This window comes from Spiroplasma endosymbiont of Amphimallon solstitiale (assembly GCF_964030965.1).
GTDB lineage: Bacteria > Bacillota_I > Bacilli_A > Mycoplasmatales > VBWQ01 > Spiroplasma_E.
Genome location: NZ_OZ034999.1, coordinates 2,105,296 through 2,118,897, shown reverse-complemented (window position 1 = coordinate 2,118,897; position 13,602 = coordinate 2,105,296). Strand labels below are relative to the sequence as shown.

Annotated in this window: 15 protein-coding genes and 1 pseudogene; 11 read left to right on the top strand and 5 right to left on the bottom strand. The window is 23.9% G+C overall.

The window, feature by feature from the left end:
• Positions 1-446: 446 nt before the first annotated feature.
• From rpmH to AAHH39_RS13085, 11 genes and pseudogenes are all read left to right on the top strand, one after another.
• Positions 447-581 carry a 50S ribosomal protein L34 gene (rpmH, locus tag AAHH39_RS13135; RefSeq protein WP_174481423.1) on the top strand — a complete coding sequence of 45 codons (135 nt, stop codon included), beginning with the start codon at positions 447-449 and terminating at the stop codon, positions 579-581.
• Between the two features lie 29 nt (positions 582-610).
• On the top strand, positions 611-940 hold the full coding sequence (gene rnpA, locus AAHH39_RS13130; protein WP_174481422.1) for a ribonuclease P protein component: 330 nt from the start codon (positions 611-613) through the stop codon (positions 938-940).
• A 115-nt stretch (positions 941-1,055) separates the two neighbouring features.
• Positions 1,056-2,135: a membrane protein insertase YidC gene (yidC, locus tag AAHH39_RS13125; RefSeq protein ID WP_342218408.1), complete on the top strand. Its 1,080-nt coding sequence runs from the start codon at positions 1,056-1,058 to the stop codon at positions 2,133-2,135.
• Positions 2,136-2,160: 25 nt separating this feature from the next.
• Positions 2,161-2,742: a protein jag gene (locus AAHH39_RS13120; RefSeq protein ID WP_342218407.1), complete on the top strand. Its 582-nt coding sequence runs from the start codon at positions 2,161-2,163 to the stop codon at positions 2,740-2,742.
• Positions 2,743-2,792: 50 nt separating this feature from the next.
• Positions 2,793-4,148: a tRNA uridine-5-carboxymethylaminomethyl(34) synthesis GTPase MnmE gene (mnmE, locus tag AAHH39_RS13115; protein ID WP_342218406.1), complete on the top strand. Its 1,356-nt coding sequence runs from the start codon at positions 2,793-2,795 to the stop codon at positions 4,146-4,148.
• Positions 4,149-4,165: 17 nt separating this feature from the next.
• A complete protein-coding gene (locus AAHH39_RS13110; protein ID WP_342218405.1) occupies positions 4,166-5,011 on the top strand; it encodes a TatD family hydrolase in 846 nt (281 codons plus the stop codon).
• A complete protein-coding gene (locus AAHH39_RS13105) occupies positions 4,986-5,567 on the top strand; it encodes a DJ-1 family glyoxalase III (protein ID WP_342218404.1) in 582 nt (193 codons plus the stop codon). The genes AAHH39_RS13110 and AAHH39_RS13105 overlap by 26 nt, the downstream gene beginning before the upstream one ends.
• Positions 5,568-5,814: 247 nt before the next feature.
• Positions 5,815-6,426: pseudogene (locus AAHH39_RS13100) on the top strand (IS30 family transposase); the annotation flags it as partial.
• A gap of 141 nt (positions 6,427-6,567) precedes the next feature.
• On the top strand, positions 6,568-6,930 hold the full coding sequence (locus tag AAHH39_RS13095) for an IS30 family transposase (RefSeq protein ID WP_342218402.1): 363 nt from the start codon (positions 6,568-6,570) through the stop codon (positions 6,928-6,930).
• A gap of 434 nt (positions 6,931-7,364) precedes the next feature.
• Entirely contained in the window at positions 7,365-7,685 is a 321-nt protein-coding gene (locus tag AAHH39_RS13090) for a hypothetical protein (RefSeq protein WP_342218401.1), read from the top strand.
• 153 nt (positions 7,686-7,838) lie between these two features.
• Positions 7,839-7,967: a hypothetical protein gene (locus tag AAHH39_RS13085; protein ID WP_342218400.1), complete on the top strand. Its 129-nt coding sequence runs from the start codon at positions 7,839-7,841 to the stop codon at positions 7,965-7,967.
• A 381-nt stretch (positions 7,968-8,348) separates the two neighbouring features.
• Here AAHH39_RS13085 and AAHH39_RS13080 read toward each other — a convergent pair whose 3' ends face one another.
• The 5 genes from AAHH39_RS13080 to AAHH39_RS13060 form a co-directional block, all read right to left on the bottom strand.
• Positions 8,349-9,272 carry a transposase-like zinc-binding domain-containing protein gene (locus AAHH39_RS13080; protein ID WP_342218399.1) on the bottom strand — a complete coding sequence of 308 codons (924 nt, stop codon included), beginning with the start codon at positions 9,270-9,272 and terminating at the stop codon, positions 8,349-8,351.
• Positions 9,273-9,375: 103 nt separating this feature from the next.
• Positions 9,376-9,825, bottom strand: a complete 450-nt coding sequence (locus AAHH39_RS13075) for a hypothetical protein (RefSeq protein WP_342218398.1) — start codon at positions 9,823-9,825, stop codon at positions 9,376-9,378.
• Between the two features lie 210 nt (positions 9,826-10,035).
• Positions 10,036-10,980: an IS30 family transposase gene (locus tag AAHH39_RS13070; RefSeq protein ID WP_342217458.1), complete on the bottom strand. Its 945-nt coding sequence runs from the start codon at positions 10,978-10,980 to the stop codon at positions 10,036-10,038.
• A 161-nt stretch (positions 10,981-11,141) separates the two neighbouring features.
• A complete protein-coding gene (locus AAHH39_RS13065; RefSeq protein WP_342218397.1) occupies positions 11,142-12,380 on the bottom strand; it encodes a rod shape-determining protein in 1,239 nt (412 codons plus the stop codon).
• A gap of 30 nt (positions 12,381-12,410) precedes the next feature.
• Positions 12,411-13,550: a rod shape-determining protein gene (locus AAHH39_RS13060; protein ID WP_342218396.1), complete on the bottom strand. Its 1,140-nt coding sequence runs from the start codon at positions 13,548-13,550 to the stop codon at positions 12,411-12,413.
• Between the last annotated feature and the right edge of the window lie 52 nt (positions 13,551-13,602).

Below are 13,602 nucleotides of genomic sequence, written 5' to 3'. Positions count from 1 at the left end.
TTTAAAAACCTCTTTAATTAATATAATTATTGTGGATAAATTGTGGATTAATGTTGATAACTTTTTTATAATTATAATCTGTATTATACTTTTAAAAAAAATAAAAAAAATAAAAAAAATAATATTTATTATTTAATATTATAAATGATTTATTTTTTTGTTAAACTAATATTGTTTTTATTAAAAATAAACAGAATAATTTTTTAATTATGTAGAAAAGTATGGATGACCAAAAATTATTCATCAATTTACACTTAAAATATTATTTTTAATTAAAAATTTGTTAAAAGTAACATTATTTAGTGTAAAAATTCTCTAAAAATAACACTTTATCATGTATCATTACTTTTCTACAAAATTAAAGGAATAATTTGTTAAGATATAAATATTATGTTAGAATACTCTTAATGATTTTTTATTAGAATTTTTAAAAAAAGGAGAAAAAAATGAAACCGACATATCAACCAAGTAAGAGAAAACATCAAAAAACTCATGGTTTTTTTGCAAGAATGAAATCTGCAACAGGGATTAATGTTATTAAAAGAAGACGTCAAAGAGGACGTAAAAAATTAACAGCATAGTTTAAAAAATAAAATAAGGTGAACAAAATATGGAAAAAAAATACCGCCTTTTGAAAAATCATCATTTTAAATATTTAATTAATGAAGGAAAAAGTATTTCAAATGGTCAATTTTTTATCTATTATATGAATAGAGTAGATTTTGAGACTATACGAGTAGGTGTATCAGTAGGAAAAAAACTAGTTCGTTTTGCTTTTGCACGTAATAAGATTAAACGTCAAGTACGAGGAATGTTAGTAGATATTAAAAAAGATTGACCAGTAGATATAGTAATTATGATTAGAAAAAATTATTTATCTAATACATATGAAGAAAATCTTAGTTCTTTATTACATCTTTTAATGAAAATCCCATTATAGGAGAGTAAATTTAATGCAATATAAAAAGTTTTTATTTCCTGAACAACAGAAAAAAAACGTTTGATTAAAAATAACATGAAAATGAACTAAAATTATTTTAGGGACTTTTTTATTGATGTCAACACTTTGAGGTTGTGGTCAGACTATGGGTGATCCTAATGTTGCAACTAGTGATGTTATTTCAGCTTATGATTTTCAAAGATATAATGTAGCGGCTGTTTTTTTTGAATTACTTATTGGTAACAGTGATGTAGCAAAAAATCACATTTTTCATTTTAATGGTAATAATATTTATGAATATGGATTTACAGGGATTAGAACATGAAGTGAAGCTTGAACGCAAACTAAATCACCGTTCTTTGGAATGTTTGTTTATCCAATTGCTTGAATCTTAGTTAGTATTTCTGCTAGATTAAGTGGTGGAGTTGATGTAAATTCAAAATATTGATCAGTAAGTGTTATTTTTGCTATTATTTTTACAACGTTAATTATTAAACTTATTACATTAGTATTTACTTTTAAAGCCCAACAAAATCAGGAAAAAATGCAATCAGTGCAAATGAAAACTTCCGAAATTCAAGCCAAATATAAACATTCACGTGATCCAAGTGCAAAACAAAAACAACAAATGGAATTAATGGCTATTTATAAAAAAGAAGGAATAAATCCAATGGCTGCTTTTATTCCAATGTTTTTATCACTTCCTTTCTTAACAGCTATGTTTACTGTTATGAAATCAACTAATTTATTAAAAAATACTGTTGTTGGTGCTATTAGTTTAGTTGAACAACCATGAACTATGGTTACCCATGGCCAATTTATGTATTTAATAATTATTGTTATATATATACCAACACAATTAGTTTCTATGTTATTACCGATGTTTTTAAATCGTTCACGACAGAAGATTAAAACTAAAGAAGCAAAAGCTGCATTAAAAAAACAAGTTATTATTCAAAGCGTTATAATTTTTATGTTTTTATTTTATGTATGTGTTGCTCCTTCAGGATTAGGCATTTATTGAATTATTTCTGGAATATTACAAATATTTCAAACTCTTGGTTTTCATTACTATAATAAACATAAACGTAGTCGTTATAAAAAAAATGGTACAATTAGTACACCATTTTCAAGTAAGATTAAAAAGATATTTACAAAATCTGAAATAGTTGTTCAACCTAAAAAAAATAAGTAATTTATTATATTGTGGAGAAAAAAAGATGGAAATTAAATCATTTAAAAAAAATATTGATTTAGAAAAAACTATTAAAAATTTACCACCCAAGACATTTTATATAAAATTAGGTATAGAAAAACGTTTATTTAAAACCATTACTAAAATTTTTATTTTTAACGAAAATGATATTAAAAATTATTTGAATGATAAATGACATGATTTATTGGAACTTTTTAATATAAAAAATTATCAAGAAGAAATAATATTAAATGGCAATAAATTTTATATTAATATTAATTGTAAGAATAAAAATTCAATTTTAATTGGCAAAAAAGGTTATACAATTAGTGCTTTACATACTTATTTAGAAACAAAATTTAAAAGAAACTATCAAATAGTAATAAATGTTAATAATTATTTAAATATTCAAAAACAAAATTTAAAAATTAGAATATATGAAATTATAAAAAAAATAAGAATAAGTAAAGAAATGTTTCATTTTGAATCAATGCCTAATAAACAAAGAAAAATTATACATGAAATAGTTAAAAATATTGAAGGAATATCAAGTTTTTCTGAAGGTATAGGTTATAACCGTCATGTAGTAATTAGATTGGAAAATTAGAGTAATCTAAGATTTAAAATCTTAGATTGTTTAAATGAAAAGAGGAAAAAATGTTAAATGATACTATTACTGCAATTGCAACTGCACCTTTAAATCAAGCAATCAGTATTATTAGAATTTCAGGAAAAGATACTTATGAGTTATTAAATAAGGTTTTTGATAAAGATATTTTAAATCAAAAAGGTCACACTTTAATAACAGGATATATTATTGATCATAATAAGAATAAAATTGATCAAGTTGTTTTGGCATGTTATCGCGTTCCCAAATCTTTTACAGGTGAAGATACAATTGAAATTAATTGTCATGGTGGAGTGCTAATAACACAAAAAATTTTGCAATTATTACTATCTACAGGTATGAGAATGGCAACAAGAGGAGAATTTACGAGAAGAGCTTATTTAAATGATAAAATTGATTTAATTGAAGCAGAAGCTATTAATGATTTAATTATGGCTGAAAATAATACTATTTTAAAAACCGCTATTAATAGTTTAAGTGGTAAAACAAGAGTACTAATTGATGAATTATCTTCAGAATTACTAACTTTAATTGCTAATATAACAGTTAATATTGATTATCCTGAATACGATGGAGTTGAGGAAAAAACAATTAATAATGTTATTCCTTTAGTTGAAAAATTTTTAAATAAAATAAAAGTTATTAAAGAACATAGTAAAATTACTAAAACTATAAAAGAGGGAATTAATACAGTTATTATTGGAAAACCTAATGTTGGAAAATCTTCCCTATTAAATGTGCTTTTAAATGAAGATAAAGCTATTGTTTCTAATGAAGAAGGAACAACAAGAGATCTGGTAGAAGGCAAAATTAATTTGGGTGATATTAGTTTAAATTTAATTGATACAGCAGGTATACGTCATACTTTAAATGATATCGAAAAAGCAGGTATTGATAAATCACATAAGGCTTTAAACGAAGCAGATTTAATAATATTAGTACTTGATGGTTCAAAAGATTTAAGTATTGAGGATAAACAATTATTAGAAAAAATAAAACATAAAAATTACCTTATTGCTATTAATAAAACCGATTTAAGGTTAAAATTAAAATTAGACATTAAAAATAATTTTAATGTGGTAAAAGTTAGTGCAATAATGGGCGAAATTGAAAATCTAATTTTAGGAATAAAAAATAAAATTGTAACTACTGAAATTAATTTTGATAAAGAATTACTTTTTGCGAATACAAGACAATTAGCATATTTGGATGAAATTGAACTTAGTATTTCAGAAGCATTAAAAGATTTAAAAAAGAATATTTCGATAGACTTAATTATTGTTCACTTACAAACTGCATGAAATAAGATTTTAGAAATGCAAGGTAAAAAATTTGAAACTGATTTATTAGATGAAATTTTTAAAAGATTTTGTTTAGGAAAATAAAAGGGAAGGTAAAATATATGGCTAATAATGGAATTTTTGATACTCATTGTCATTTAATGTCAAAACATTATGATGAAACAGAAATATTAAAATTATTAACTGATGCTTATTCAGCAGGTGATAGTATTGGTAGTATTTGTAATGTTGGTTTTGACTTAAATACTAGTAAGCAAGCTGTTAGTCAAATTTATGAATTTGAGAGTGAAAAAAAAATTCCTAATCTTTATGCAGCTGTAGGTATTCATTCAACAGAAGTAAATACTTGCGATAGTAATACTATTTCAGAATTGAAAAAATTAATAGCAACCGGTAAAGTAGTTGCTATTGGTGAAATTGGATTAGATTATTATCATAAATTTACAGAACCACAATTGCAAAAAAAATGATTTATTGAACAACTAAAATTAGCTAAAGAACATAAATTACCTGTATTATTACATATTCGTAATGCTTTTGAAGATGCTTTTGAAATTATTAAAAAAGAAAATATTACTAATGGTGTTCTTCATTGTTTTACAGGAACAAAAGTAATAGCTGAAAAATTTATAAAACAAGGTTTTTATATTTCTTTTGCAGGTAATGTGACATATAAAAATGCTTTGAAGTTACAAGAGGTAGCAAAAAATATACCAATTAATAAAATATTAGTTGAAACAGATGCGCCATATTTAACTCCTGAACCAAAAAGAGGCAAAAATCCCAAAAATGGATTAACAATTAATCATCCAGAAAATATAATATTTACAGTTAATAAAATAGCTGAATTAAAGAAGATCCCAAAACAAAGTATTATTAATGCAACTAGGGAAAATGCTATTAATGTTTTTAAATTAAATAATGAATTGAAAAGAAATAATGAGTAATAATGAGAAGTTTAAAGTAGCTATTTTTTTAGCAACAGGCTATGAAATGGGTGAAGTAATAATTACTATTGATCTATTAAGAAGGGCTAATATTATTATTGATTTAGTAAGTATTGAAAATGACTTAAAAATCAAATCAAGTCATAATGTTTTTATTTTATGTGAAAAGAAAATCAGTGATATTGATTTGTTAAGTTATAAGATGCTAATTTTACCGGGTGGTAAAATTGGAGTAGAAAACTTAAGCAAAAATGAATTATTAAAATCAATGTTAGTTATTTTTGCTAAAGATAGTAATAAGTTTATTGCTGCTATTTGTGCAGCACCCCAAATTTTAGGGCAATTAAATTTAATAGATAACAAAAAAATTACGCATTATCCAGGCACTAATATTGGTTTAAATAAAAGTATTATTTTAGATGAAAAAGTAGTAGTTGATAATAATATTATAACTGGAAAATCAATTGGTGCTGCATTTGAATTTGGTTTAAAGTTAATTGAAGTTTTAGAAAGTAAAGAAATTAGTGAACAAATTAAAAAACAATTAGTTTTTTAATTTGTATTTTTTTTATATAAAGTTAAAGTTATTACTTTTAAAATAATTAATGGCTTATACTTTTTATACAGTTAAAATAATAATTTTAAATATAAAAAATACATTTTAATCAATAAAAAATATTTTTGAAATTTAAAAATGTATTTTTTTATTTTTTTAAAACCTGAATTGTAAAATTAAAAAGGACACTTATATAAAAATTAAATTGTGTTAATTCTATAATTAAGAAAAGAAAGGAATTAGCACAATGTATAAGTATCTGACTATTGAATCAATAATAGCAATAAAAGAATATAAAAGTTATGGATTTTCGATTCGTAAAATAGCAAAAGCCATTGATTATAGTAAATCAACTGTACATAGAGTTTGTAGATTATTAAATCAAAACTTATTACCATTAGAAATATTGAATAAAATTCAAAAAAATAAACAAAATGCAGGTAGAAAATTAATAATTTTAACTTTAATAGAAATTAATACTATTAATCATTTGTTAATTACTAAAAATTATGCTCTTGATATAATTGCTAATTTTTTAAAGGAAAATAAAATAAAAAGTATTTCAACAAAAACTTTATATAACATGTTTAAAACAAATCGAATGGGTTTTGATGAAAATAACTTATTGAGAAAAGGAAAAAATAAACCTCACAAACAAAAAGAAACTAGGGGCAGAATTAATAATTGTAAGTCTATTCATGAAAGAAATTTAATCATTCCTAATATTAAAAATATAGAAGAATTTGGTCATTTAGAGGGTGATACTATCATTGGTAAAGATCATAAAAGTTCTATTATTACTTTAGCTGATATATGATCAAAAACCACAATTCCTTTAGCAACTAAAAATAATAAATCAGAAAATATTTTTAATTATGTAGAAAAGTATGGATGACCAAAAATTATTCATCGATTTACACTTAAAATATTATTTTTAATTAAAAATTTGTTAAAAGTAACATTATTTAGTGTAAAAATTCTCTAAAAATAACACTTTATCATGTATCATTACTTTTCTACAAAATTAAAGGAAAATATTACAAAAAGTATAATAAAATTTATTTCAAAGTTACAAAAAGGAACAGTTAAAACTATTACTTTTGATCGTGGTAAAGAATTTAGTAAATGAAAATTAATCGAAAAAAATTGTAATGTTAAGATTTATTTTGCAGATCCTGGTAAACCTTGTCAAAGAGGTTTAAATGAAAATAATAATGGTATTTTAAGAAGATATTTACCAAAATCTACAGATCTATCTTCATATAAACAAAAAGATTTAAATACTATAGCATTTCAAATTAATTCTACACCCAGAAAATCACTATCTTATAAAAGACCAATAGATTTAATACAATTATTTTAAAAAACTGTCCCATTTATATTTACAATTCAGGTTATTTATTTTCTTATAAGCAGTGCCTACTATTTTTATAGTATTCTTTTAAAGAATTTTTTTAAAAAAATTAATAATATTAACTTGTTAAATTATTAATTTAGATGAAAAAGTAGTAGTTTATAATATTATTATCAATTGGTAGTATTTTAAGTTTGTGTTTTTTATTTATAGTAATAATAATAAACTAATATATATGTTTTAAAGATAATTACATTATAAAAATATACAATTTGATTTTTATGTTTTAATAAATTATTTACTTTAATTTTCTTTTGAATCTGATTTTTAAACAAAATATTTATTTTTTGCATTAGATTATCTTTCTCCCATAAGTAGTATAATAATATTATAACATTTTATATTAAAATTTTATATAAAGTAAAAAAAGGAGTAGTGAAAAAATGATAAATAATAATAATTTTATTAAAATAGGTTTAATAATTGGAATGATTATGTCAATAATATTACTTATTAATTGTATTATTTATGGAATATTTACATTTTTTAATTATTTTTCACTAGTTATTATTTTAATAATTATTTATGGACTATTTCAAGTGATTCCCTTTTTACTTTGTTTAAATAATTATTTTATTGAAGAAAAATGATTATTTTTAACAGGTTTATTTAGTTTAACAACATTTGTTATTCCTGGAGTTTTAATTTTAATTGGTTATTTTGTTAGACAAAAGAAATTAATAAAACTTATTAATAATAATTAATTTGTAAAAAAATAAATATTATTTTATTTTTAGGTTATTATTTTATATAATTTTCCTTTATTAATATTGCTTCATGTTTCTCTATATAATAGACTTCTTGGATTAAAATTTAATTTTTAGAATATGATTAAAATTAAAAAAGATAGGAAATCTATGATATTTGATAAATTAAAAACTATTAAAAATACAAGATTATTAAGATTAACTGGTATAAATAATATTACTTTTAATAAAATTTTAGGAATTTTAAAAACAGAAGAATTAAAAAAGTTTATTAATTAAAATATTTTATGGAAAAATTTATAAATAAGTTGGTAATTTTTTAATAAAAAAATCATTTAATAATTCTCAATTTCACCCTCGTCCAGATTGCGGCGTTAATAATCATTCAGCAAAGGCTTCGGCAAAAAATTCACCTTTTTATAAGGTTTCGCTTGGCTTCAAAACATACGACCATAATTACTTTGCACAATAATCATTGGGAATACTAATCTTTTTTGATAATCACTATTACTAATATTAACTTTATCATTTAAGTAATCCATTAATAATTGACTACAATCAGAAATTGGTTTTAATTTTGTAGAAAAGTAGTGGTAAAATAAAAAAAGTCATCAACTTGACTTAAAATTTGATTTTATTAAATTTTGGGATTTATTTTTTTTACAAACTGAAATATAACACATTGGATTTTTGATAAGGGGTTAATCCGTAGTGTTGATATTTTCATTTCCATAAATTGAGGTAATTTTGAATATTGGTAAATCCAATGCCATGGTAATGAGTAATAAATTCTTTTAAACTTGATTGTATTTTACTGACATTACTTAATTTTTTATAATTTAATTCTTTATTTTCTTTTGATTTAAACTGCTGGATAGTGGATTTAGTTTGTTTAGCTACTGTATCATATAATACTTGCATATCACAAACTATAATTGAATTTTCTTCGATAAGTTTCGATGTTAAGTTTTCTTGTACTCATTTTTTATTTAATCTTTTAGTATTTGTTGTTTGAGCATAGATATTTCGGTTTTCATCAATTGCCATTTGAATACAACAATTTAAATCTTTAGCATTTTCTTCAATTCATTGTTTTCTTGGATCATTTGGATCTTTAAAGTTTCCTTTATGAATTTCTTTGATAAAAGTTTCGTCAACTTCAATTCTAGCTTTTAATTTTACAAATTGATTTTGTGTTTTTACTAATTGTGTTGATTTCATAAATTTTTGACGATTAAATCAGGCAGTTTTATTTGTAGTATTAATAAATTGAGAAATAATGTAAGCAGATTGACCTAAAGTAGCTATTTGTATCAATAAATCTCATTGATCATGAGATAAATGACTTCAATAAAAATAATGATTTTTAAAAGCATGAAAAGTAATATTACAACTTTTACATTTATATCTTTGCTTATAATCTTTACTACCATATTTAGTACACAAAAAAGAACTACAATCTGGACATTGAATCCCTTTCTCTTTGAATTTTTGTTCGACTGCTTCAAATTTTTCTTTTTTTTCAATTTGTTTAATTCTAGTTTTATTTTCTCTAAAAATCTCAATAAAATCTTTATCAGACAAATTATTTAAAATTTCTTTTACTGTATTTTATTCATTTAAAATCACCTCTTTAATATTAAAAATACCATATAAAAATATATTTTTGCTAATTTTACTAATACCACTACTTTTCTACAAAATTAAAGGAAATTGGCGCACTCATCACGTGATTTTGTGCTCTTCAAACAGATGAATAATCATTATTAATTTTAAAAATATTTTTATTAAGTAAACAATTTTCGATTTTATTATTTTTAGGTCAATTTCAATTGTTATTAAACGTACTACGATCAGCATCCGTTAATGATAAAAAATTATCGAAAGCATGACCATATTCATGAGTACTAACACTAATTATGTTATTAGTTGCTCATCAACCCGCTTGATAGTTTGCGCTAATTTCTTTAGTAGCTACTTGGTGGTTGGCCCTTAATACTGGACCATAAATTTGACGTTGACTATTAATTAGATAAGAATATTGATTATAAGCAACGACATTTTTATTTGATATTGGTGCTTGAGTAACACTTTGCATTAAACGTAAAATGTTATTTTTACCATATACTCCTGCCATAATATTATAAAAACGTAATTGTTCTTTTTTTGCTGTTTCAGTAGCAAGTTGACTTAAACCAACATCTTTATATAATTTTTCTCAATCAACATTACTGTTTTGAGTTCCTAGTCGTGTATTAGTTAAATCATGTGCTAATTGATTAAAATCAAGAAAAGGTAACGGTTTACTAGCAGTATCCTGAATTGTAAATATAAATGGGACAGTTTTTTAAAATAATTGTATTAAATCTATTGGTCTTTTATAAGATAGTGATTTTCTGGGTGTAGAATTAATTTGAAATGCTATAGTATTTAAATCTTTTTGTTTATATGAAGATAGATCTGTAGATTTTGGTAAATATCTTCTTAAAATACCATTATTATTTTCATTTAAACCTCTTTGACAAGGTTTACCAGGATCTGCAAAATAAATCTTAACATTACAATTTTTTTCGATTAATTTTCATTTACTAAATTCTTTACCACGATCAAAAGTAATAGTTTTAACTGTTCCTTTTTGTAACTTTGAAATAAATTTTATTATACTTTTTGTAATATTTTCTGATTTATTATTTTTAGTTGCTAAAGGAATTGTGGTTTTTGATCATATATCAGCTAAAGTAATAATAGAACTTTTATGATCTTTACCAATGATAGTATCACCCTCTAAATGACCAAATTCTTCTATATTTTTAATATTAGGAATGATTAAATTTCTTTCATGAATAGACTTACAATTATTAATTCTGCCCCTAGTTTCTTTTTGTTTGTGAGGTTTATTTTTTCCTTTTCTCAATAAGTTATTTTCATCAAAACCCATTCGATTTGTTTTAAACATGTTATATAAAGTTTTTGTTGAAATACTTTTTATTTTATTTTCCTTTAAAAAATTAGCAATTATATCAAGAGCATAATTTTTAGTAATTAACAAATGATTAATAGTATTAATTTCTATTAAAGTTAAAATTATTAATTTTCTACCTGCATTTTGTTTATTTTTTTGAATTTTATTCAATATTTCTAATGGTAATAAGTTTTGATTTAATAATCTACAAACTCTATGTACAGTTGATTTACTATAATCAATGGCTTTTGCTATTTTACGAATCGAAAATCCATAACTTTTATATTCTTTTATTGCTATTATTGATTCAATAGTCAGATACTTATACATTGTGCTAATTCCTTTCTTTTCTTAATTATAGAATTAACACAATTTAATTTTTATATAAGTGTCCTTTTTAATTTTACAATTCAGGTAGTAATTTATTATTTATATAGGTAAAAAATGCACTTCTATAAATTTTAAAAGTGCATTTTATTTAAACTTATTTTTTATCCTAAATCTTCGTCTTTTGTTAGAATTTCGCGGTTAGGATTTTGTTCAGCTATTAATTGTTTGTAAATTGTATCACGATATTTTACACAACCATCAATAACATTATCTAAAGGATTTTGAGCAACACGTACTTCAAAGATATCTCCTTCATATTTTTGACGAATTGGTTTTGTACCTTTTTCAGCTTTAACTTCGATGAAATATTCCTTAGCCAATTCTTCTTTAATAAATTCATCAATTTTTTTAATGTAAGCTCCACCACCACAAATTGTGATTCCCTTACCTTTTTTCTTTAAGTCACTAACACTACCAGCAGCTTTTTCCCCAGAAGTTCTTAGTACTCTACGAATTGATGGAATAACATGTTCTCTAAATTGAACTTGCATTACATTTTCACGAATTTCTTCTGGTGTAATTTCAATAGTTTTAGAAATTGACATTGTTTCTCCTGGCTGAGAATCTAATCTAGGTAATGAAACACCTGAAATAGTGTATGGTTTTTCATCTTGATATTTAAGAAGTGAACCGATGTTCTTTTTAACATCTTCTGCTTCTTTAGTACCAATTTTTAAAGCATGCTTTTTAGCTATGTATTCTTGAATTTTTTGTGTTAAATAGTCTCCAGCACAATGTGTTGTATATGAATATAGGATTGAATCGTTGCTAAGTACGGCAATATCAGTACTTCCCCCACCAATATCAACACACATAATTGCAGTTCCAAAAATATCTTGGCCTGAACCTAATGCTGCCATTTTAACTTCTTCTTGAACAAATCCACGAAGTGCTCCTAAACGATGAACTATATTTTCTAATGCTTCTCTTTGTACTGAATTAATTTCACTTGGTGTTGCCATTAAAACAATTAAATTACGGTTTTTATCAGCTTGTTTTGAATCTTTAATTTCAAGTCTAAAATCTTGAAAAATTTTAGCAAGGATACGTTGTAAAGCATCTGGATCAGCAATATTACCATCACGAACTGGACGTTTAATAACAACATTTTCATTTGTTTTATCAATTAAAGCTTTAGCTTCTTCACCATAAAAAATAACATTTTTTTCATAGTCTTCAGCAAGATAAGTTGGAGCATCATATGTAAGTCCAATGTTAACATACCTTGCTTTAAAGTTTTCTGTTCCGACATCTAAAGCTAATCATTGGTAGTCATTAATAGACTTAATATTACTTTTTTTATTTAAGTTTTCTTTGGGTTTTTTATCAAATAATCCCATTTTTTTTCCTCCTTCTACACACCTGGAATTTTAATTACTTGGTCTAATGAATCCTTTTTCATATACATCTTGTTTATGAGTTTCATAGGCTTGAGTTCCTCTAATTACACATTCTCTTGGATTATTAGCAGATACCACATGTTCTAAATTTAGTCGTTTTTTTAGATAAGTTGTAATATTTTCAAGCAAAGCACCCCCACCAGTGATAGTTAAACCGTCTTTCATAATCATTTCTGAAAAGGCAGGTCCAGCTTTATCAATAATGTCACTACATAGTGCAACAATTGGTTCAAAGGCTTCGGTAACTACTCTAGCTACTTCTTGCTTAGGAACTGTAATTTGTTCAGGTTTTTTAGTTTTAGTACTTTTTCCATGGATAGTAATTTTATTTTCACTATCTTTTTCACCATCTATTCAAATACCAGCACTAATTTTTGTTTTTTCAGCCTCCATTGAGCTAAGAGATATATAGTGCATTTTTTCAAAATGTTCTTTAATACTACGTTCAATAGCATTTCCAGCAATTGGAATTGAATCTTGAACAATAACTTCTCCACTTGATAAAATGGCACAGTCAGAAGTTCCACCACCAATATCAAGAATAAATACTCCTGAAGCATCTCAAAGTGCTTCCCCAGCACCAATAGCTGCCAATTTTACTTCAGGAACAATAACAATTTTTTCAGCTTTCATTACGCTTTCATTACTTGCATTATATCTATTGGGAAATTTATCACTATAAATTGGAATTTTAGCTACTTTTTTTCCTTGTAGAATTTCACGTAAAACAGTTCTATCTAATTTATAAACTTTAGATGGAATAGCTACAAGTGCTACTGAATTTTCTCAAATTTTTTCAGCTTTCACATCAATAATTTGTGTAAAAATTTCAGTTAATAGAGCAATCAAAGCATTATTGTCACTAATAACACCATTAGCCATTGGTTCTCTGAAAATTTTATTCGCTGGAGTTTTTTCTTTCATTAATAAAGCAGCTTCACCAATGAATACTTCTCCGTTTTCTGTATCAAATACAATTGCTGATGGTTGACTATAAACAACCCTTCCATTAACTCTGACAATTAAATTTCTTGTTCCTAAATCTAGAGAAACAATATTAACGTCTTGGTTATTGTGTCCGTCATTAGCAACCTCTATTTTTGTTGCCATATAAAAATCATCTCCTTTTCCCACTCAAATTAATATTTATTTATTAAGTTGA